General features: G+C 41.7%; 22 protein-coding genes. 10 read left to right on the top strand and 12 right to left on the bottom strand.

The annotated features are described in order from the left end of the window. Nucleotides 1-172: 172 nt before the first annotated feature. The 3 genes from ACZSMY_RS20840 to ACZSMY_RS20830 are packed head-to-tail and all read right to left on the bottom strand — an operon-like array spanning nt 173 to nt 2,731. Nucleotides 173-1,159, bottom strand: coding sequence for an ABC transporter substrate-binding protein (locus ACZSMY_RS20840; RefSeq protein WP_465148266.1), 987 nt, complete (start codon nt 1,157-1,159; stop codon nt 173-175). Between the two features lie 17 nt (nt 1,160-1,176). Then, nucleotides 1,177-1,956, bottom strand: a complete 780-nt coding sequence (locus tag ACZSMY_RS20835) for an ABC transporter permease (RefSeq protein ID WP_465148265.1) — start codon at nt 1,954-1,956, stop codon at nt 1,177-1,179. Then, nucleotides 1,889-2,731: an ABC transporter ATP-binding protein gene (locus ACZSMY_RS20830; RefSeq protein ID WP_465148264.1), complete on the bottom strand. Its 843-nt coding sequence runs from the start codon at nt 2,729-2,731 to the stop codon at nt 1,889-1,891. The genes ACZSMY_RS20835 and ACZSMY_RS20830 overlap by 68 nt, the downstream gene beginning before the upstream one ends. Before the next feature lie 612 nt (nt 2,732-3,343). Here ACZSMY_RS20830 and ACZSMY_RS20825 point away from each other — a divergent pair. Together ACZSMY_RS20825 and ACZSMY_RS20820 are read left to right on the top strand one after the other, a co-directional pair. After that, nucleotides 3,344-4,201: a VOC family protein gene (locus ACZSMY_RS20825; RefSeq protein ID WP_465148263.1), complete on the top strand. Its 858-nt coding sequence runs from the start codon at nt 3,344-3,346 to the stop codon at nt 4,199-4,201. Nucleotides 4,202-4,288: 87 nt separating this feature from the next. Continuing rightward, nucleotides 4,289-5,239 carry a calcium/sodium antiporter gene (locus tag ACZSMY_RS20820; RefSeq protein WP_193064011.1) on the top strand — a complete coding sequence of 317 codons (951 nt, stop codon included), beginning with the start codon at nt 4,289-4,291 and terminating at the stop codon, nt 5,237-5,239. Between the two features lie 27 nt (nt 5,240-5,266). Here the strand turns inward: ACZSMY_RS20820 and ACZSMY_RS20815 are convergent, their stop codons facing one another. After that, entirely contained in the window at nt 5,267-5,866 is a 600-nt protein-coding gene (locus ACZSMY_RS20815; RefSeq protein WP_042532024.1) for an alpha/beta hydrolase, read from the bottom strand. A gap of 24 nt (nt 5,867-5,890) precedes the next feature. Further along, entirely contained in the window at nt 5,891-6,334 is a 444-nt protein-coding gene (locus ACZSMY_RS20810) for a MarR family winged helix-turn-helix transcriptional regulator (protein WP_319022550.1), read from the bottom strand. Nucleotides 6,335-6,581: 247 nt separating this feature from the next. Here ACZSMY_RS20810 and ACZSMY_RS20805 point away from each other — a divergent pair, with 247 nt between their 5' ends. Continuing rightward, nucleotides 6,582-6,746 (top strand): hypothetical protein, encoded by a 165-nt coding sequence (locus tag ACZSMY_RS20805; RefSeq protein ID WP_465148262.1) that lies wholly within the window; start codon nt 6,582-6,584, stop codon nt 6,744-6,746. A 29-nt stretch (nt 6,747-6,775) separates the two neighbouring features. Here ACZSMY_RS20805 and ACZSMY_RS20800 read toward each other — a convergent pair whose 3' ends face one another. From ACZSMY_RS20800 to ACZSMY_RS20775, 6 genes are all read right to left on the bottom strand, one after another. Then, entirely contained in the window at nt 6,776-7,543 is a 768-nt protein-coding gene (locus ACZSMY_RS20800; RefSeq protein WP_379542423.1) for an ABC transporter permease, read from the bottom strand. After that, on the bottom strand, nt 7,540-8,283 hold the full coding sequence (locus ACZSMY_RS20795) for an ABC transporter ATP-binding protein (RefSeq protein ID WP_332093868.1): 744 nt from the start codon (nt 8,281-8,283) through the stop codon (nt 7,540-7,542). The genes ACZSMY_RS20800 and ACZSMY_RS20795 overlap by 4 nt, the downstream gene beginning before the upstream one ends. Before the next feature lie 75 nt (nt 8,284-8,358). After that, complete coding sequence (locus ACZSMY_RS20790) at nt 8,359-9,948, bottom strand: Vga family ABC-F type ribosomal protection protein (RefSeq protein ID WP_332093867.1); 1,590 nt, start codon at nt 9,946-9,948, stop codon at nt 8,359-8,361. Between the two features lie 828 nt (nt 9,949-10,776). After that, the gene (locus ACZSMY_RS20785) at nt 10,777-11,061 is read right to left on the bottom strand and encodes a YesK family protein (RefSeq protein WP_193064004.1); all 285 of its coding nucleotides are present in this window, start codon (nt 11,059-11,061) and stop codon (nt 10,777-10,779) included. A 116-nt stretch (nt 11,062-11,177) separates the two neighbouring features. Beyond that, the gene (locus tag ACZSMY_RS20780) at nt 11,178-12,068 is read right to left on the bottom strand and encodes an ABC transporter ATP-binding protein (RefSeq protein ID WP_084612916.1); all 891 of its coding nucleotides are present in this window, start codon (nt 12,066-12,068) and stop codon (nt 11,178-11,180) included. A gap of 202 nt (nt 12,069-12,270) precedes the next feature. Continuing rightward, complete coding sequence (locus tag ACZSMY_RS20775; RefSeq protein ID WP_465148261.1) at nt 12,271-13,233, bottom strand: iron-hydroxamate ABC transporter substrate-binding protein; 963 nt, start codon at nt 13,231-13,233, stop codon at nt 12,271-12,273. Between the two features lie 201 nt (nt 13,234-13,434). Between ACZSMY_RS20775 and ACZSMY_RS20770 the strand changes: the two genes are divergently transcribed. The 3 genes from ACZSMY_RS20770 to ACZSMY_RS20760 are packed head-to-tail and all read left to right on the top strand — an operon-like array spanning nt 13,435 to nt 16,506. Then, on the top strand, nt 13,435-14,451 hold the full coding sequence (locus tag ACZSMY_RS20770; protein WP_042532039.1) for a FecCD family ABC transporter permease: 1,017 nt from the start codon (nt 13,435-13,437) through the stop codon (nt 14,449-14,451). After that, nucleotides 14,448-15,470: a FecCD family ABC transporter permease gene (locus ACZSMY_RS20765; RefSeq protein ID WP_042532041.1), complete on the top strand. Its 1,023-nt coding sequence runs from the start codon at nt 14,448-14,450 to the stop codon at nt 15,468-15,470. Before ACZSMY_RS20770 ends, ACZSMY_RS20765 begins: the two co-directional genes overlap by 4 nt. 25 nt (nt 15,471-15,495) lie before the next feature. Then, nucleotides 15,496-16,506: an NAD(P)/FAD-dependent oxidoreductase gene (locus ACZSMY_RS20760; protein WP_379542422.1), complete on the top strand. Its 1,011-nt coding sequence runs from the start codon at nt 15,496-15,498 to the stop codon at nt 16,504-16,506. A 70-nt stretch (nt 16,507-16,576) separates the two neighbouring features. On the opposite strand, the gene ACZSMY_RS20755 is transcribed toward ACZSMY_RS20760, so the two are convergent. Further along, complete coding sequence (locus tag ACZSMY_RS20755; RefSeq protein WP_042532045.1) at nt 16,577-17,023, bottom strand: YaiI/YqxD family protein; 447 nt, start codon at nt 17,021-17,023, stop codon at nt 16,577-16,579. A 136-nt stretch (nt 17,024-17,159) separates the two neighbouring features. Between ACZSMY_RS20755 and ACZSMY_RS20750 the strand changes: the two genes are divergently transcribed. The 4 genes from ACZSMY_RS20750 to ACZSMY_RS20735 are packed head-to-tail and all read left to right on the top strand — an operon-like array spanning nt 17,160 to nt 19,756. After that, nucleotides 17,160-17,669: a GNAT family N-acetyltransferase gene (locus ACZSMY_RS20750; RefSeq protein ID WP_042532047.1), complete on the top strand. Its 510-nt coding sequence runs from the start codon at nt 17,160-17,162 to the stop codon at nt 17,667-17,669. Between the two features lie 12 nt (nt 17,670-17,681). Beyond that, nucleotides 17,682-17,954: a DUF3219 family protein gene (locus ACZSMY_RS20745; RefSeq protein WP_193064000.1), complete on the top strand. Its 273-nt coding sequence runs from the start codon at nt 17,682-17,684 to the stop codon at nt 17,952-17,954. 28 nt (nt 17,955-17,982) lie between these two features. Then, nucleotides 17,983-18,561 (top strand): GNAT family N-acetyltransferase, encoded by a 579-nt coding sequence (locus ACZSMY_RS20740; RefSeq protein WP_042532052.1) that lies wholly within the window; start codon nt 17,983-17,985, stop codon nt 18,559-18,561. Nucleotides 18,562-18,571: 10 nt separating this feature from the next. Then, nucleotides 18,572-19,756, top strand: coding sequence for a class I SAM-dependent rRNA methyltransferase (locus ACZSMY_RS20735; RefSeq protein WP_341172576.1), 1,185 nt, complete (start codon nt 18,572-18,574; stop codon nt 19,754-19,756). Nucleotides 19,757-19,852 lie beyond the last annotated feature (96 nt).

Genomic DNA, 19,852 nt, shown 5'->3' with positions numbered 1-19,852 from the left:
AAGAAGGAAAACAATCGTTTTGTATATGTAATGATTTGGAAAACGCGAAGCTTTTAAACATAAAAACAAGTTTAACAGGGAGCGGACAAAATAAATGAAGTGACATCATGGAAAAGAAACGAAACTAAAAACAAACCCCCGGCTGTCAAACCGGGAGTTCGTCGTTATCAGTTTATTCTTCCAGAGCTGCTTCCAAAAATGTCCGATTAACCAATCCTTCAATTTCATCTGACTGCATATACCCTGCTTCGTAGCTGATTGTTGCCATTTGCTGCAGCACTTCTTCGTTGATTTCATACGTTGGATTGAGACGTTCGCTTGCTTCCAGCGTTTCCTCGTAATCCAACTCGTTGCCTGTCGTTTCTTCAATGTGATTGACAAATAATTCAACTGCTTCTTCCTGATTCTCTTCAATAAATTCTACAGCACGGGCATGGGCACGCAAATAGGCCTGTGTTAATTCCTCATTGCTTTCCGTAAATGATTTCCGCGCAGTAACAACAGTTGTTGTTGATTCTGTTCCCCAAGCAAATTCTTCTTCATCAAGGAGAATGTCGGCGTTTGCCTGATTTTCCAAATATACGCCCCAAGGCTCCTGCGTGGCCGCAGCATCGACGTCTCCCTGCAGGAACAGCGTGGATGTGTCAGCAGGAGCCTGCGGTACCAAGCTTACGGTTCCGCCCTCGTCATCTACTTTCAGACCGACATCATCTAATGCTTCTCGCAACATGATGTCCTGCGTGGAACCAATAGTCGGGATGGCTACGCGCATGCCATCAAGATCTTCAACGCTTTCGATACCTGAATCTTCACGAGTGGCAAGGACTGCCCCGCCATTCACCGCTCCGGCAATGATTTCATGCTCCGGATTTCTTAAATAAGTTGTTGTTGCCGGAGACGGGCCAACAGTACCAATGTCGATATCCTGTGTGGACATAGCCTCCATAAAGGCACTGCCATCCGGGAATGTGGAGGTTTCGATATTTACCTCTTCTCCCATTTCTTCTTCAAAGTAACCATTTTCCAGCGCAACTACCGTAGTAATATGTGTAAAATTAGGGAAATATCCAATGTGTATTTCATCGGCAGCTTCTTCTGAACCACAGCCTGCCGCTCCTAATAAAAGAAGCGCACCCAGGCCGAATAATATTTTTTTCATATCCCTCATCCTTTCTATTAAGCTCCAACGCCCCATTTTCTTGCAACAGAGCGTTCCATTCTAAGAAATACCTGATTATCCATAATCGTACCGATGATACCGATCACAATCATAATAGAGAGTACTAAATCCATTGATTGCAAGGAGCGTCCCATATCTAACAGATACCCGAGGCCGCCGTTTCCACCGAGAAGCTCCCCAGCCATGATTGCGCGCCAGGCGAAAGCCCAAGCAACACGAAGACCAGAGATAATATGCGGTACGGATGCCGGAAGAATCACGGTTCGCACAAGATGCGTACCCGACGAACCTAATGTACGTGCAGCATTTAAATAAAGATTGGGCACATTTTTAAATCCGGTGCTTGCATTTACTGTCATTGTCCAGGTTGCTCCAATAGTCACAATAAATAAAATGGCTACATTCCCAAGTCCAAACCAGACAATAGCCAGAGGGAACCAGACAATACTCGGAATGGACTGTAACGCAGTCACAAAAAATCCAAGCGTATCATCCACCCATTTATAACGGGCAATTAAGTACCCAAAAATCAGACCTAAAATTACTGCTATGGAAAAACCGAGCAGCAGTCTCCCGAGCGTCATTCCTGTAGCTCCGAGTATTTGCCCGGAAATCAGACCGTTCACTAATGTGCTTAACACCGTGACTCCGCCGGGATCATTCGGGATCAGCAAAGGGGGAAACATAAAGGTCGGAAACAGGTTGGTTTTAGATATGATCTCCCATATAGTCACGATCACGATCACGAACAGCGCTCGTCTTAAGGCGGTAATCATCCCCGAACTCCTCCTTCAACACTTTTTCCATTTCTTCTTCCAATTCCTTCATCACACGTGTTTCTAAATCTACAATTACACTATCTGATGGGTTACGCGGGCGCGCCGCCTGTACTCTGAAAGATTTTTTGATTGCTCCAGGTCTCGTGCTCATAAGCAATACCCGTTCTGAAAGCGTGAGTGCTTCACGAATATTATGCGTGATAAAGAGAATGGTTTTTCCGGTTTTTTGCCAAATTTCTTGCAGCTCCTGATGCAAAATAAGCCGTGTCTGTTCATCAAGGGCTGCAAATGGTTCATCCATCAAAAGAACGTCAGGATCCATCACGAGAGCACGCGCAATTGCTACACGCTGCTGCATGCCGCCCGATAATTCATGGGGAAAAGCATGCGCAAAATTTCCGAGATGCACCATTCGAAGCCCTTCCATTGCTTTTTCTTCCGCTTCTTTTTTGCTCATTTTTTTCAACAGCAGTCCATATGTAACATTATCCATGACATTCATCCATGGAAATAAACCGCCTTGTTGAAAAACAACGACCCGGTCAGTCCCCGGTCCTTTAACTTTTTTATCATTCACATATACTTCTCCAGAAGTCGGGCTGTCCAGACCGGCGATTAAATTCAAAATCGTAGACTTGCCGCAGCCGGAAGGTCCAAGCAAAGAAACAAATTCGCCAGCTTCAATTTGGAGATCGATATCATGCAGGACATGGAGCGAATCCGTTTTGTCTTTGGGGAAGCTTTTATTTACCTGCTCCAGTTTTACCTTCATAAAGAACCTCTCCTTCAAAATAATAAATAAATATAAGTAAACTTATAAGGATTATATATTATGCAAAAAAAAGCGTCAAGGGAACTTGTATTGTGATACGTTTGGTATTTTATTAAATGAATTATAAAATCTTGCCCAAATGACAGGCATAAAGGGAAGGGTTCATGCGTTTTCTCTCAACGGCAGTTTTAAAAAAATGTTTCCGTTTGAAAAAATATTAAAAAAGAAGAATCAACACCAAAATCTATGGTTGGAAAATAGAATTAAATGTGATAAAAGCAACAAGCTAGCGGAGGAAAAACACGGAGACTCCTATGGGAAGGCGCGGGACATAAGTGCGACTATGCTTCTGTCTGCGCCTGCCGGCTTGCCAATCAGCAAGTCTTCTTTAAAGGAGATGAGCTCGGGGCCCATGGAAAGCGTAGTGTATTTCCGTAGCGGTCGCTTACAGCAAATATATATCTACTATGTCACCCATAGGGTGAAGAGCCAAAAAGAAAAACCTGCAAATATTTTGACCATCGTACTTACTTTATTTATAATAAGTTACATAAAGTAAGTTTATTATTTTTAGTTAACTATAAATCAATTAAGAAAGGTGACTAATACTATATGGAAAATAAATTTTTTGAATCTCCGACAATGCATGTATCAGATATAACCATTCAAGTAGCGAATTTACAGCGTTCCCTCGATTTTTATCATACTTTTCTAGGCTTTCAAGTGATGGAGGAGACAGAAAACCAGGCCATCCTTTCTGCTGATGGAAAGAAGGCTTTAATCATACTGGAACAGCCGGAAGGAGTGCTGCCGAAACAAGGCAAAACCACAGGGCTTTATCATTTTGCCATTTTATTGCCTCAAAGAGCGGATTTGGCGGCATTTTTAAAACATCTTCTGCAGGCAGGGAAAGCATACAGCCTGCAATTAGGGGCTGCCGATCATATTGTCAGTGAAGCACTCTATTTTTCTGATCCGGATGGAAATGGAATCGAAGTTGCCAGAGACCGATTGTCTAAAAGCTGGAAGTGGATAGATGAATCCGTGCAAATGAGTACGGATCCGCTTGATGCAGATGGACTACTGGCAGAGGCTGCTGGTGATTGGCAGGGGATGCCTGTGGAAACACGTATTGGACATGTGCATCTCCATGTGAATGATTTGCCGGCAGCAAAGGAATTTTACATTAAGGGAATAGGGTTCCAAGAGGTAACTGGATTTCCTGGAGCATCTTTTTTATCTGACAACGGTTATCATCACCATATTGCGATTAATACATGGAATGGGGAAGGAGCGCCGATTCCAGATTTACAAGCGGCTGGGATGCAGTTTTTTACAATAACGTACCCGAATAAAGAGGAGATAGACAAAGTGGTTCAAAGATTGGCAGCATTAGGTTATCCGGCTGATGAAGGAATGGTAAAGGACCCTGCAGGAAATCATATTTTTCTAACTGCTGCAGCAAAATAAAAAACATCTGCTTGAAAAAAGTGGATAGGTAAATCCAATTGAGGTAGAATAAAAACACAATATACAGCGAGAGATGGGAGCACCTCCATGGAATATATTTTATTAATTATTGGATTTGGATTGTTAGTAAAAGGGGCAGACTGGTTTGTTGACGGCTCCTCTAATGTTGCTCAGCTGCTGCGCGTTCCCCCGATTTTAATCGGATTAACGATTGTTGCCTTAGGGACAAGTGCACCGGAAGCAACGGTAAGTATTATTGCAGCAGTGCAAGGAACAGCCGATGTAGCAGTTGGAAACGTCGTGGGAAGTAATATCTTTAATATTACGCTTGTTATCGGTTTGGCAGCTGCAATTTATCCGCTTCGGGTTCAAAATGAAATGATAGTCAAACAGATTCCTTTTGCATTACTGGCGGCAGTAGCCTTGTTTGCCTTAGGTAGCGATGTGCTGCTGCAAGGTTCGGGAGCAGATATCCTCAGCAGAGGCGATGGAATCGTTTTCTTTCTGTTTTTAGCGATTTTTATGTATTACATCATTGAGGTCGGTTTGAAAAGCAGAAAAGAAACCAAAGCAGTCAGAGATTCCAATGTAAAATGGGGAAAGAGCACCTTCATTACGCTTCTCGGATTGGCTGCCATTATTTTGGGAGGGCAATTCGTTGTAACCAATGCAACAGAAATTGCTCTGTCATGGGGGATGAGTGAGGCGCTGGTCGGTCTGACCATCGTCGCAGTAGGAACCTCCCTGCCCGAATTAGTTACCTCGATATCTGCAGCGCTTAAAAATGAAAGTGAAATTGCCTTAGGAAACGTGGTCGGCAGCTGTATTTTTAATATCTTATTTGTTCTTGGTGCAGCATCGCTGATTACTCCTTTATCCATCAACCCTGTTATCTTCACAGATATTTGGATAATGATTGTGCTGACCATCCTTCTATTGATTTTTTCCAGAACAAGCTTTCGAATTGGAAGAAGAGAAGGGATTATACTTGCTCTTATATATGTAGCATATACCGTCTACATTATTATAAGAAATTAAAAAAGAAGGAGACCCGGTCTCCTTCTTTTACTTTGCATACCAGCTGGCAGCTGCTTTAACTTCGCTCATCGTCAGCTGGTGTCCATTACTCTCCCAATGGATATCAGCTTTAGCCCCGGCATTTGCCAGCAAACGCTGCAATTCCTCCGCTTCTTCCGGAGGGCACATCGGATCATTATTACCCGCAGCAATAAACACGTCTGTACCAGTTAAATCCGGAAGGTCAATGCCCTTTCTCGGTACCATCGGATGATGAAGAATTGCCTTTTGCAGGGAGTCTTTATAATGGAATAAAAGGCTTCCGGCAATATTAGCTCCGTTCGAATAGCCGATTGCTGTAACTTGTTTTCGGTCAAAACCTTCTTTTTGGCTAGCCTCATTTAAAAAATCATGTAATTCTTCTGTGCGTTTGATTAAATCTTCTTCATCAAAAACACCTTCCTCCAAACGGCGGAAAAAACGGGGCATGCCGTTTTCCAACACGTTTCCGCGAACGCTCAAAACATTTGCCTCTGAATCAATGATATTCGCTAAAGGTAATAAATCATTTTCTGTACCGCCTGTTCCATGCAGGAGAAGCAGGGTAGGACCAGTCGGACCCGCTTTTTCTTCATAGATATACTTCATTGATGTTCATCCTTCCCACTTGCGTTATTCTTTTTCAGCGGCTTGATGGCCAACCTTTTTCAATACCTCGATAACAGTCGCTTTATCGCTCTCTGAAATTCCTTGGAACATCTCTTCAATCACCTGCTGATGCTTCGGGAAAATCTCATCCATCATTTGTTTTCCTTTTGCTGTAATTTCTAAATAAACTGCTCTTCTGTCATCAGGACAATTTGTCCGGATTAAGAGCTCTTTTTTTTCAAGCTTATCAATGACGTAGGTTATCGACCCTGTGCTGATCAATACGGATTCCGAAATTTCCCGGATAGTTTGTCTGCCTTTATGATACAATGCTTCTAAAATAGCAAAGTCAGATGCGCGCATGCCGTGATTTTTGATATCTTTTTTTGTTAATTCTTCTAACGCTTTAGAAGCCTTCATGGTAATGACGAAAGCTTTCAATGATAAATTTTCAGCCAAAATAATCACCTCTCTTTTGTGATATAAAAATATATTTAATTAAGATATATGTAATTAAATAATAATGAATGATAACTAATTTGTCAAGTGAGCGAGGGAGAGGTATGTGCTTTGCGGCATCAAAAATCCTCTGGTGTTACAGTCATTACAGCGTTCTTTACAGGGCGGCTGTTTAACCTAAGAAAAAGTGTCGCGGAACACATGGTAGGGAAAACGATAAGAAAGATTGATGATTGAGAAATGAAGGAGAGTTAAGGTGAGCAAGAATAAATTTGAAGAACATCTAGATGCAGCAGGAATTGCGTTTGATTTGCTTCTTTTCCTGCCTATATTTGTATCTAACTTAGCAGGAATTTTCAGCAAGGATGTATTTGCTGAAAACCCCTTGTATTTTCCAGCTATTTTATCAACGATATTATAGAGATATAATGACATAACAGTTTTAGAGCTTTAATTTTCTTCATCCGTTTTAATCTTATGCATCTGCATCCGTTCATTAAACAGTGTCGGATAGGAGAGAAAACCAAGCATAATGCTGGTTACAGCAGCTGTTGTCAATAATAGAAAGAGAATTAACAGCTGGAATTGGACTGCTTGGATTGGGTCAGCTCCAGCAATAATCTGCCCGCTCATCATTCCCGGCAGTTGAACGAGACCGATTGTTTTTTGACTTTCAATCGTGGGAATCAAGCTCGCTTTAATAGAATGAATCAAGGGCAAATGGATAGCCTGCTTTGGTGTTCCGCCTAAAGAAAGCAGGAGCTCTGTTTCTTTTTTCTGTGTTTGGATTTCTGATGTGAAACGGTTCAGAAAAAGAATGGCAAGCACCATGGAATTACCGACAACCATTCCGCTGATAGGGATAATGTATTGTGCAGTCGGCGGTGTAATTTGAAATCCCAATAGAATACCCTGTGTCAGCAGCTCAATAAAAACAAATGTCAGAATCAGCTTCCATATGATTCCCTTGATTGATGCGCCTTTTTTCTGTGCATTATGTGTGGCTGCGCCAATCATGAGAGCAACCATTAAGATAATAAAAAGATAACTGTTTGATTCAAAGACAAAGGTTAAAATAAAGCCGACAGCTATAAGCTGAATAATCGATCGAATGGTTGCGATAAACGTATCTTTTTCCAAGCCGAGACGTAACGTTTTAGAAAGGATTAAAGGAATCAGGACGAAAATAAGCGATAAGCTCAAGTTTAGGACGCTCATTGCCATTCCCCCTTCACAAATTCCTGTACCCGGGAGTCAGCCGGATTTTTCAATAAGTCTTTCCTGCCTGCCTCAACGAGTTCGCCGTTCATCATGACCCATGTATCATCGCCGATATGTAAAGCTTGTTCTAAATTATGAGTAATCCAGGCAATGGTCACAGAGAATTTCTGATTAATATGCTGGATTAACTGCTCGATATCTGATGTGGATACCCGGTCGAGGGAGGAGGTAATCTCATCCAGCAGCAAGACCTTTGGACGATTGACAAGCGTACGTGCAATGGACACCTTTTGCCGCTGGCCTCCGGATAAATCTGTAACATCCCGGTGGAGAAAAGAAGCATCCAGTCCAACCTGTGTAAGCAAATGCGCTGCCTCTTCTTTTTCTAATTCTTGGTTTTGAAGTGTTTTTGGCATAGCCAGATTTTTATAAACGCTCCCCCGCAGCATCGTCGCATCTTGAAGTGCAATGCCAACGGTACGCCGTAACGCAGTCGGTTCCATGGTTTGAATGTTTTTTCCAAATAGATAGATGTCCCCTTTGGTTGGAGAAATCAATCCGTTTAATAAGCGGAATATCGTTGTCTTTCCAGCTCCGGAGGGGCCGACAAAGGTGGTGATTTTTCCTTCAGACAGGAAGCCGGATATATCTTTAATAATATCTAAATCTTCATCAGAATAGCTGATATGGTTTAGTTCTATGGCTGCTTTATCGGTTGATTTCATTGTTTGCTCCATGGTGAAGTTCCTTTCTGAAATGGGTATAGAAGAGAAGCAGGAGAGAGAACCTCCTGCTGAACAAATCTTATTCTATCATTCCTCTTGTTGATTTAAAAGCGCACGTTTTTGCTGGAGAAGCTTTTGAAATTCCTGATCCAGTTCATCCGACGGCTCGAGGCTGAGCTTGCTTAATGTTTCTGTTATCTTTGTTTCAATAATCATTAACTGCTGTTCGATTGGATCTTCCTGCGTTTCTTTTTCCGTTGATTCTTCATGAAGCTGCTGGATACTTCCATCAAAAAAGGTAAGCTGCTGCTGGCTTATTTTAATGACCTTGGTTGCGATATTATTGATAAACTGCCGATCATGGGATACAAATAAAACAGTGCCCTCATAGGCTTGAAGCAGATCTTCTAATGCTTCGACCGCCTCGATATCGAGGTAGTTTGTCGGCTCGTCAAGAATCAGCATATTGATATCACTGACAAAAAGCTTTGCAAATGCCACCTTAACCTGCTCTCCGCCACTGAGTACATGGACAGGCTTAAAAACATCATCACCATAGAAATGCAGCCGCGCTAAAACCGTCCGAATCAGAGTTTCATCCTGCTTAGATGTTTCTTTGACATTTTCCAGAATCGACTTTTCCTGGTTTAAGGTAGATAAATCCTGTTGAAAATAACCAATTTTTATAGCCGGATTTAAGGTGATACCGGCATCTTTACGCATTATTTTTTTAATAAACGTGGTTTTGCCTGCTCCATTTGAACCGATGATGCTAACCTTATCTCCATTTTTGATATTTAAACTGGCTTTTTCCCATAGTTGCTTTCCGGGAACAGCACCTTCTACATCCTCTATCCGTAAAATAATTTTCTGCTGTAATTTCTCTTGATGGGGAAGTGTCATTTTCAAGGGAGCAGCTTCTTTTACCTTATCCACTTTTTCCATATTATCTAACCGGCTTTCTAAAGCTTTGGATGTTTTTTGCAGCTTTTTCTGCTTTTTCGCAAAGTAGGGTTTCGCCCCTTTTAAGGATTCTTCCGTAGAGCCAATTTTGCTTTTCGGTGTTTTGGTTGCCCGCTGTGCTTTTTGTTCTTTTTTCTCTATCGCACGCTCAAGCTGCCTTTTTTTCTGCTGATAATGCTCATAATCCAGCCGTTGTTTTTCGAGTTCTTTATCCTTTTGCTCCCGGTATGCTGTATAATTGCCGGAATAAATTTGGATGTGCTCTTCGTCAATTTCCCAAATTTGCTGACATAGTTTATCTAAAAAATTACGATCATGAGAGACGATAATTAATGCCCCCTGCCAATGGGACAGCTGCTTTTCAACCCATTCAATATGAGCAGTATCCAGGTTGGTTGTCGGTTCATCAGCAAGGAGGAGACCGGTTTGTTTCTGTAAAGCTTCTACAATATACGCCTGCGTCACTTCGCCGCCGCTTTTTTGATCACGCTTCTCTTTTAATTGTGGCAATAATTCCACCGAAGTATGCATATGAATCGTACCTTGCTCCGGTGGAATGTTACCGGCAAGCAGGTTGAGCAGCGTTGTTTTGCCCGAGCCATTTTTTCCGACTAAACCAATCCGGTCTTTGGCATGAACAACCAAATGCTCTATCGAAAATAATTCCCGATCTTTGATACTGTGTTTGATATGATGTGCTTCTAAAATTCTCATAAAATCATCTCCGTATCTATGAAGGATGGGAATAGGGGAGTTAATTGCATAAAAAAACCCCTATTCTGCATTCAGAACAGGAGTCGCCAAAAAAGGAAATGGGCATACGTATCGCTCATTTCATACGGGTATTTATCACAAAGGATAAAAGGCTAATCCTGTTCTGAAATCGTTCCATGAGAGCATGAAAAATAATACAGCAAGAGGGCACACGGATTCTGAGTTTCCGATCTGCTGTTATCATCCTCTTATGAAATTCATTCTTTTAAAAAAACAGGATTAGTACTTCATGTTCCCTTTGTTCACCCTTTCGATTATTGTTGATTACAGTATAGCGGAAATAAGAAGTTTTGTCATTAAAAGAAAATGGATACATAAATTGAAATTAATATTAACTTAATATTAAAAGCTACGCTACAGAAAAACACTACGCTTTCCATGGACCCGAGCTCATCTCCTTTAAAGAAGACTTGCTGAATGGCAAGCCGGCAGGCGCAGACAGAAGCATAGTCGCACTTATGCCCTGCGGGTGAAAAGAAGACTTGCTGAATGGCAAGCCGGCAGGCGCAGACAGAAGCATAGTCGCACTTATGCCCCGCGGGTAGAAAAAAAGAAGTACGCTTTTTTTCTGCGGGGTCTTCACACTGGGACTGCGATTACTCGTCCCAGTGTGAAGAGCTTTTGCGATTACTCGCCCCACCGAAAACCATTGCGCTTTCCCATAGGAGTCTCCGTGTTTTTCTTCCGCTGGTTACTGCTTCAATCATCATTCACTTTAATGAGTAATACAAAAATGTAACTTCTTACTTCAATATATACAGCCAGTAATTACTCTTTCTCATTTTTCGATTTATACCATGTGGTTCCAGCCATTAGTAAGATATTTAAGATGGAGGCTAACAAAGCGCAAGCTCCTATAAATAGCAGTCCTAATCCTTGCCAGCCGTCTGTAACAAAAAAGCTTGCCAGGATGAGTAAAAAGCTTAAAAGACAAGTAATCAAAGGAAGAATAATTCTTTTTTCCTTTAGGAGCATACTCAGCAGGAATATAACGATTCCCATTCCGATAACATATACAAAAAATTCTATATATCCTTCCGCTGATCCGTTCATTGTTCTTTCCTCCTTGAACCATGATTCCTTGTATAATAATCATCCCTGCAGGAACAAAGAAAAAACCAGACAAACTTCGATTTTGATAAAATCATTGTCTGGTTTTTCCAGTCTTATTATAAAGCTCTTGGTGTCTTATGGATGGAATTCTCCTGTACAGCATCTTTAATCAAACAGTTTCCGCGTCCATGCGGTATACACATTGGCGTACCAAAAATCGGGTCACATGCAATATTGCACCGCATCCGGAAAACGGCGGAGACAAGCTCAGCGGAAATGGTATCCTCCGGCTTTCCCTGTGCATATACTTTTTTATCTTTAATCGCAATAATATGATGCGCATAGCGGCTTGCCAGATTCAAATCATGCAGTACCATAATAATTGTACGGCCGTCTTTTTCGTTTAATTCAAACAGAAGGTCAAGCACATCGATTTGGTGGGTTAAATCAAGATAAGTAGTCGGTTCATCCAATAAAATAATGTCTGTATCCTGTGCTAACGTTAAGGCAATCCATGCACGCTGACGCTGTCCGCCCGAAAGCGAATCGACAGACTGATCTTTTAAATCGGACATATTTGTATCTTCTAATGCCTTTTGTACCGCGTCTTCATCCTCTTTGGACCATTGCTTCATCACCTTGCGATAAGGGTGCCTGCCTTGTTTGACAAGTTCATAAACCGTCAATCCTTCGGGGCTGGTCGGCGCTTGAGGCAGAATAGCCATATTCTGCGCAACATCTCGTGTACGCATTTTAGCGATATTTTGTCCATTTAATATAACAGATCCCTGCTTTGGCTTTAATAAACGTGCCAAAGAACGTAATAAAGTTGATTTTCCACAGCCGTTTGGGCCAATAAAAACAGTGATTTCCCCTTTAGGGATAGCAATGTCTAATTCATCTATAATAATCCGATCTCCGAACCCAAGTGTTAAGTTGCTTGCTGTTAATGAGTTCAATGAAAACGCCTCCTGACCTAAAAAGGTGCGTATAGCTACTAACTTCATTTTATTGCTAGAAGGGTAAATAGTCAATGATAATAGTTTTCAATTAGGTGACAATTTAATAAAATATATGAGAAAGAGGAGGCGAAGAGAACCTTATATTAACCTGATTAAAAAAAGAAACCCTTATGAAATCAATGAGAATACATTTGATTTCATAAGGGTTCTAAATGATAAAGCATGTTGTTTTATTTAACTTGATGTCTTATTTAAATAAATCAACAAGCATGTCAATGGTTTGTTCTGAAGCAACGAGACCGCTGTTTGTCCAGTTACTTTCGTCTTCAATGTAGTAGACCTGATCATTTTGAACAACGTCGGTATTATTCCAGACGTTGCTGTTTTTCAATGCTTCGATGCCTTCATCGTCTTCGTAGCCTAAAATAATCAGATGATCGGCATCCATTTCAGAAAGCTTTTCTAAAGAAATTGGGTTCCAAGCCTCTTCGCCTTTTCCAAGTTCTTCTACAATCTCAGGAGCTTCTACATCTAATTCATTGTAAATCATATCTGCCGTGTGACGGTTTTCTTCAAACAAGAAATATTTGCCGCCGACAACCCACATCATTGCAACAGATTCATCGCCTAATGTGTCATTAAGCTCTTCCTTTGCCTGGTTTACCTTTTCATCGTAATCTGCCAATGCTTGTTCCGCTTCATCTTCTTTTCCAAGGATTTCTCCAAATTTTTGTAAACGTACTTTCCAATCATTTACTTCTTCTTCGGACAGTACATAGGTTGGAGCGATTGCTGCGTAGTCTTCATAAGAGCCTTCATAGTTATCTAAGGTATGGTCCAATATAATAAGGTCAGGCTCTATGCTTAGTACTTGCTCTAAAGGCAGTGTCCATTCAATGGTTTCTACATCGGCAAGATCTTCTTCCAAATAATCCTGGACACTTTCGCCGATTGCCCATTTTGCGACAGGCGTTTCGTCAAGCGCGATCAACGTGTCCTCATTATAGGAAGCAAGGATTTTTTCGGGATTTGCAGGAATAGTAACTTCCCCCATCTCCGAATCAACAGTAATTTCAGCTGCTTCGTCGGTATCGCCGGATGTATCTGCATCATCAGATTCGCCATCATTACTGTTGCTGCAAGCAGCAAGAAGTAAGAGGGCAGTAAGTATCAATATAAATAAATATCTTTTTTGCATTAATTTGTTCATCTCTTTTTCTCCTTTTATGTTATAATGAACGTCTAACGATAATGATAATCACTTTCAATTAGAAAGTCAATACGTTACAGCACAATAGAGATACATTGTTTTTAGTACGTAGAAATAGGAAAGGACTTTTGTTTTGCACTTTAAAAAGTGATATCATAGCACAATCATATTCTATGAAGAAATAATAGGAGTATACAAGAAATGAGATTGTTTTCACATTCTTCTCAATTAAGAAAAGTATTGATAAATATGATAGGCATTTGTCTCGTTGTTTTTTCGGTTGGCATGTCTATCTCTTATGGTGCAACCACAGTAGATTTACATACGGTTTGGCAGGCTGTTTTCCAGTTTAGTGAAGGAGAGCAGGCGCATCAGGTTATTTGGGAGCTCCGGATTCCTCGGGCTCTGGCTGCAGTGCTGGTAGGGGCGTTTTTAGCTGTATCGGGCTCTGTGATGCAGGGGATGACACGGAATCCGCTTGCCTCTCCATCGATTATGGGGGTAACAGACGGTGCTGCATTTATGCTTGTAATCATTCTTGCTTTTTATCCGGCAGTTTCGAATGTGGGCTTAATGTTTGCTTCATTTATTGGGGCAGGTATCGCAGTAACACTGGTATTTTTAATCGGCTCTTTTTCCAGCAGCGGGTTAACACCGGTTAAATTGGCACTGGCTGGAGTAGCAATTGGTACATTATTACGATCTGTTTCCTCGATACTTTCTCTGCATTTTCAGCTGGAGAGAGATATCGGCTTTTGGCTTGCAGGCGGTTTAGATGGAGCGGGCTGGAATGCGATAAGCCTCCTCCTTGTTGCAGGAGTGATAGGGATTGTACTGGCATTATCCATTGCAAAATCAATTACGGTCTTAAGTCTTGGTGATGATTTATCTACTGGCTTGGGGCAGAATAACACCTTTATTAAAATTGCCGGGATTGCGGTTGTTTTAATATTAACTGGTGCGGCGGTTTCGGTTGCGGGTTCCGTCGGGTTTGTGGGGCTGATTATCCCGCATATCACACGGTTTATTATTGGCACAGATTACCGCTGGATTATTCCGACCTCCGCAGTGTTTGGAGCTTTATTGCTGGTAAATGCAGATTTGATTGCACGAATCATCAATGCCCCTTTTGAAACACCGGTAGGAGCGATTACATCGATTATCGGTGTTCCATTCTTCCTCTATTTAGCCAGAGGCAGCGGGGGTGACAGAAAATGAATACAGTAGAAAAGCAAAAGAGATTTCGGTTTTGGATGATAATAAGCATATTGATTATCGGAACGATTGTTTTTTCCTTTATCAGTTTAAATCTGGGTGCCATTTCGATTTCTCCGGGAGAAGTCATTCAAACGTTAATGGGACAGGGATCAGACAGGCAGGAGCTTGTCTTGTTTCAATTTCGGCTGCCGGGTATTATTTTAGCATTATTAATTGGAGCCGGCTTGGCTGTTTCCGGAACCATTATGCAGGGCATTACCCAAAATGGACTTGCTGATCCGGGGATATTGGGAATTAATTCAGGCGCGGGCTTTGCCATTGTCTTATTCCTTTATTTCTTTCAGGGAGTTATTCCGGCAACCAGTGCGCTCAGCACTTACATGCTTCCTTTTGTTGCGTTAATTGGAGCTTTTACGGCGGCCGTTTTGATTTATGCCATTGCCTGGAAAAAAGGAGTATCACCGATTCGGCTTGTGCTGGTCGGAATCGGGGTAAACGCAGCATTTGGCGCACTTATGACTATTCTACAGCTAAGAATGGATCCACAAAATTATCGTCAGGTAACCATCTGGCTATCTGGCGAGATTTGGAGTGAGAACTGGAGCTTTGTTTTAGCATTATTACCTTGGATGCTGATTCTGATTCCAGTTGCTATAAAAAAAGCAAGAAACTTAAATGTTTTTCATTTAGGAGATGATGTTGCTTCTGGTCTTGGAACGCATGTAGAGAGAGAGCGGGGCGTCTTATTATTAATTGCTGTCGCATTAGCAGGAGCATCCGTTGCGGCAGGCGGAGCGATTGCCTTTTTAGGATTAGTTGTTCCACATATTGTCCGCAAGCTGGTTGGACCGCTGCACCATTATGTGATTCCGATTTCCGCCTTGCTGGGTGCATTTATATTAATGACAGCTGATATGATTGGAAGTAATATTTTAGCACCGACTACGATACCAGTGGGAATTGTGGTATCAATCGTCAGTACACCTTATTTTGTTTATCTACTGATGAAGACAAAATAAAAATGGGGAAAGGACGTAGGTAATCATGAAGGAAGAAATTTATGACGTAACGATTGTTGGCGGCGGACCTGCCGGATTGTTTGCCGCCTTCTATAGCGGAATGCGGGAAATGAAGACCAAAATTATTGAATATCTGCCATACCTTGGCGGAAAAGTGCCTTACTTTTATCCGGAAAAGGTAATTCGCGATATTGGCGGTATTGCGCAGGCTACCGGCGAAGAAGTAACAGAACAGCTGGTAGAACAGGCGATGACATTTGACCCGGCAATTGTTTTAGGAGAACAGGTCGTGGATATGCAGCGAATGGAAGATGGAATTTTTCAGCTTGTAAGCAGCAACGGAAATGTTCATTATTCGAAAACAGTTATGCTGGCAACCGGGTTTGGAACCTTACATTCTGTAAAATTGGACCATCCGGAAGCAGTCTATTACGAAGAGAAAAGCCTGCATTACACGGTAAGAAAGCTGGCAGATTATTATGATAAGCATGTCCTGATTTCCGGTGGCGGCAACAGTGCGGTAGATTGGGCACTGGAGCTTGAAAATATAGCAAAGAGTGTGACGCTCATTCATCGCCGCAATCAGTTTAAAGGGCTGGAGAGCAGTGTGACCAAGCTGAAAAATTCAAGTGTGAATATCATGACACCATATGAAATAAAAGCATTGCATGGCACAGATGGCCAGCTTGAAAAGGCGGTCCTTGGTCATTTAGAGGATGAAGCGGAGGAAAAAGAGCTTCAGGTTGACCGGCTGGTGGTTAATCACGGTTTTCAAATCAATCTGGAACCAATCACGACGTGGGGATTGGAAATGATTGATGGCATGATTGCGGTGGATTCCAGCATGCAGACATCGGTTGAAGGAGTATTTGCAATCGGTGATATCGCGCATTACCCGGATAAGCTTGGATTGATTGCCGGAGCGTTTAATGAAGGACCGATTGCAGTCAATCATGCGAAAAAAATCGCTGACCCGGAAGATCCGATAAAGCATTTATTCTCCACAAATTATGCAGCTTTTACGGAAGAGGAATAATGTAACAAAAAAGCACTCTAACGTTTTCTAACAGGTAATGAAGGTTAAGAAAACAGAAAGAGTGTTTTTTTCAGCCCTTTTCCGGCAGATATTTTTGAAAAAGCTCAAGAAACTTTTGCCGGTCTTCTCCGGTCAATGCTTTAGGGCCCTTAGTGTGCTTCCCGCTCCGTCTCTCTTTCGCACTCAAGTAACGGGACTGCAGCAGCTGATCGATATTATCATTGGTATAGGCGAACCCTTTATGATGCAGTACATAACAGCCCTTCGCAAGTGCAAGCGAAGCCAGTCCATAATCCTGTGTAACGACAATATCATTCTTTTTCGCCAGCTGCATAATCCGGTAATCCGCAGCATCTGCACCTGTGTCTACATAAATGGTTTCCACCCCTTCTGGATACTCCTGTAAAGAAAAATGTGAGATACTCGTTACCAGCACAACAGGAACCTTCTTGTGACCAGCTTCCTCTATAATAATGTTTTTGACAGGGCAGGCATCTGCATCGACATAGACTTTCATTTGATTCACTTCCTTTTTTCAACGTTTCTAATTATTGTAGCAAATAATTATGTAACTTGTCTTATCCACTAGAAATTCATATCAAAAGCCTGTAATATATGAATCACTATCTATCGTGAAAAAGGAGCTTGGATGTATGAGTTTTTTCATTGAACAAATGAAGCCGGAAGACTGGGAACAGGTATTGGAAATATACTATCATGGAATGGAAACACAGAATGCAACGTTTGAAATGAATGAACCTGACTGGAAATCCTGGGATGATTGGGACCGAGATCATTTACCGCAGTGCCGGCTGGTTTTCCGCGAGGGAGAGAAAATTCTTGGCTGGGCATCGCTGCTGCCTATTTCTGCAAGAGAAGCATACCAGGGCGTTGCCGAGGTAAGTATTTACCTGCATAAAGATGCTATGGGAAAAGGCATTGGAACAAAGCTGCTGCAAGCATTGATTGAAGCAAGTGAAGAAGCAGGAATGTGGACACTGCAATCCGAAATCTTTCCGGAAAATACAGGAAGCCTGAAGCTGCATGAAAAGATGGGCTTTCGCAAGGTCGGGTTTCGTGAAAAAATCGGACAAATGGAAGACGGCAGATGGCGCGATGTTGTACTTGTGGAACGTCGAAGCCAACGCGTAGGATGTAAATAGGGAGGAGATTACATGGAAATCAAAATTAATGGGCAATCGTTTAAGGGGAAACAGGTTGAATTGGATGAAACAGCTGACAAAAAGCAGGTTGCATTTTCATTTGATGTAATTAGTGAAACCTATCATGACGTGACATCCTTGCTTTATAAAAATGATTTTGAGGTGGAAATCCCGGAGAAATCCATAGCTTTTTCCGCGACTATCAACGAATATTCTACTTCTATGACAAATTTATATGAAAAAGGTAATACAAGTGAATTTTATTTGAAGCTGCGTGAAAAATAATTTTTATGATGTGGGGGAGAACAATACAATGGAACCAATCTTATTATCCTTTCCAGACCAATTTGAAACAGAGCGTTTAATTATCCGGGCGCCAAAGCCTGAAGATTGGAAGCCTATTTATACTGCAATGCAGGCTTCTATCAATGAATTGAAGCCCTGGCTTCCATTTGCACGTCAGGAGCAGACGGAGCAGGATGTGCAAAAAACAACAAAGGAAGCTTATTTGAACTTTCTTTCGCGAGAAGATTTACGTTTCCATGCTTTTGATAAAGAAACTGGAGAATTTATGATTTCCAGCGGTCTGCATCGCATTAATTGGGATGTAAGAAAATTTGAGATTGGATATTGGGTTGATACAAAGCATAGTGGAAAAGGCTATGTCACAGAGCTGGTAAAAGGACTGACTTCCTTTGCTTTTCGGGAGCTCGCTGCAAATCGGGTAGAAATCCGATGTGATCCTAAAAATAGCAGAAGTAAAACAGTTGCTGAACGATCCGGCTTTGAACTGGAAGGAATTTTGAGAAATGATGTTATAGAAGAAAACGGGGAACTGAGAGATACCTGCATTTTTGCAGTGATTGAAGACCCGAATATAGTTAAGAAATAAGGGTGAAGCAATGAAGCGGGTAACGGTAAAACAAACGCATGTAAAACATATCAAACAGCAAAATCCATTGATTTTAGAAGAAGCTATTCATGGAGCGGATAAGCTTCATGAAGGAGAAATCATTGCCCTTCATACACAGCAGGGAGAATTTTTGGCACAGGCTTATACAGGTCGCCAAAATAAAGGAATGGGCTGGGTGTTAACGTTTAAACAAGAAGACACCATTGACCAAGGCTTCTTTAAACAAAAGCTGCTCACAGCGATAAATAAGCGCCGCTCCTATTATCAGGCAGAAGAAACAACTGCCTTTCGTGTGTTTAACGGAGAAGGAGACGGAATCGGCGGCTTGATTATTGACTATTTTGAAGGCTACTATGTTATCCAATGGTACAGTGAAGGGATTTATGCGTTCAAAGACTGGGTTATACAAGTCTTTGATGAACTGGGTGACTATCAGGGAATCTACGAAAAGAAACGCTTTGACACGAAAGGACAGTATGTAGAGGGTGACGATTTTGTAAAAGGGACAAGAGGCGAATTCCCGCTTATCGTAAAGGAAAATGGCATGAACTATGCGGTTTACCTGAATGATGGAGCGATGGTGGGCATTTTCTTAGACCAGCGCGATGTCCGTAAAGCATTACGCGATAAATACGCAAAAGGAAAGCATGTATTAAACACCTTTTCCTATACCGGCGCTTTCTCCGTAGCCGCTGCACTTGGAGGAGCAGCAAAAACCACCAGCGTAGACTTAGCAAAACGGAGTAAAAGTAAAACCATTGAACAGTTCAGTGTAAATGAGGTTGATTTTGAACAGCAGGATATTATCGTGATGGATGTATTTGATTATTTCAAATATGCGAAGCGGAAGAAGCTGCAATTCGATGTCGTTGTTTTGGATCCGCCAAGCTTTGCGCGTTCTAAGAAAAGAACCTTCCGGACAGCAAAGGACTATCCGGAGCTGATAGAGAATTCCATTGACTTGCTGGAAAAGGACGGTGTGATTATTGCATCCACCAATACTGCTTCTTTTGGAATGAAGAAATTCAAAGAGATGATCCAGCGCGGGTTTCAGGCTAAACAAAAGAAATATACGATTCTGGAAGAATTCTCATTGCCGGGTGATTTTGCGGTGAATAAGCATTTTAAGCAGGGAGATTATCTGAAAGTGATCGTGATTCAAGTAAAAGATTGATGCATAACACTGTAGTTATGCAAAAACAAAAAAAGAGGCTGTTGTATCGTCAAGTAATCGATGATACAACAGTCCTTTTAAAGTATTTGATAGAAG

Source organism: Oceanobacillus sp. B139/18, from assembly GCF_055524595.1.
Note: the sequence above shows the minus strand (reverse complement) of the source record. Positions and strands in the feature narration are given on the sequence as shown.

What these genes read in the sequence shown, in the direction of transcription:
- ACZSMY_RS20820 (WP_193064011.1), top strand. Translation starts at nt 4,289, where the DNA reads ATGGAATATATTTTATTAATTATTGGATTTGGATTGTTAGTAAAAGGG.
- ACZSMY_RS20760 (WP_379542422.1), top strand. Translation starts at nt 15,496, where the DNA reads ATGAAGGAAGAAATTTATGACGTAACGATTGTTGGCGGCGGACCTGCC.
- ACZSMY_RS20765 (WP_042532041.1), top strand. Translation starts at nt 14,448, where the DNA reads ATGAATACAGTAGAAAAGCAAAAGAGATTTCGGTTTTGGATGATAATA.
- ACZSMY_RS20740 (WP_042532052.1), top strand. Translation starts at nt 17,983, where the DNA reads ATGGAACCAATCTTATTATCCTTTCCAGACCAATTTGAAACAGAGCGT.
- ACZSMY_RS20835 (WP_465148265.1), bottom strand. Translation starts at nt 1,956, where the DNA reads ATGATTACCGCCTTAAGACGAGCGCTGTTCGTGATCGTGATCGTGACT.
- ACZSMY_RS20840 (WP_465148266.1), bottom strand. Translation starts at nt 1,159, where the DNA reads ATGAAAAAAATATTATTCGGCCTGGGTGCGCTTCTTTTATTAGGAGCG.
- ACZSMY_RS20755 (WP_042532045.1), bottom strand. Translation starts at nt 17,023, where the DNA reads ATGAAAGTCTATGTCGATGCAGATGCCTGCCCTGTCAAAAACATTATT.
- ACZSMY_RS20790 (WP_332093867.1), bottom strand. Translation starts at nt 9,948, where the DNA reads ATGAGAATTTTAGAAGCACATCATATCAAACACAGTATCAAAGATCGG.
- ACZSMY_RS20735 (WP_341172576.1), top strand. Translation starts at nt 18,572, where the DNA reads ATGAAGCGGGTAACGGTAAAACAAACGCATGTAAAACATATCAAACAG.
- ACZSMY_RS20750 (WP_042532047.1), top strand. Translation starts at nt 17,160, where the DNA reads ATGAGTTTTTTCATTGAACAAATGAAGCCGGAAGACTGGGAACAGGTA.
- ACZSMY_RS20800 (WP_379542423.1), bottom strand. Translation starts at nt 7,543, where the DNA reads ATGAGCGTCCTAAACTTGAGCTTATCGCTTATTTTCGTCCTGATTCCT.
- ACZSMY_RS20775 (WP_465148261.1), bottom strand. Translation starts at nt 13,233, where the DNA reads ATGAACAAATTAATGCAAAAAAGATATTTATTTATATTGATACTTACT.
- ACZSMY_RS20825 (WP_465148263.1), top strand. Translation starts at nt 3,344, where the DNA reads ATGGAAAATAAATTTTTTGAATCTCCGACAATGCATGTATCAGATATA.
- ACZSMY_RS20780 (WP_084612916.1), bottom strand. Translation starts at nt 12,068, where the DNA reads ATGAAGTTAGTAGCTATACGCACCTTTTTAGGTCAGGAGGCGTTTTCA.
- ACZSMY_RS20815 (WP_042532024.1), bottom strand. Translation starts at nt 5,866, where the DNA reads ATGAAGTATATCTATGAAGAAAAAGCGGGTCCGACTGGTCCTACCCTG.
- ACZSMY_RS20785 (WP_193064004.1), bottom strand. Translation starts at nt 11,061, where the DNA reads ATGAACGGATCAGCGGAAGGATATATAGAATTTTTTGTATATGTTATC.
- ACZSMY_RS20830 (WP_465148264.1), bottom strand. Translation starts at nt 2,731, where the DNA reads ATGAAGGTAAAACTGGAGCAGGTAAATAAAAGCTTCCCCAAAGACAAA.
- ACZSMY_RS20770 (WP_042532039.1), top strand. Translation starts at nt 13,435, where the DNA reads ATGAGATTGTTTTCACATTCTTCTCAATTAAGAAAAGTATTGATAAAT.
- ACZSMY_RS20745 (WP_193064000.1), top strand. Translation starts at nt 17,682, where the DNA reads ATGGAAATCAAAATTAATGGGCAATCGTTTAAGGGGAAACAGGTTGAA.
- ACZSMY_RS20795 (WP_332093868.1), bottom strand. Translation starts at nt 8,283, where the DNA reads ATGGAGCAAACAATGAAATCAACCGATAAAGCAGCCATAGAACTAAAC.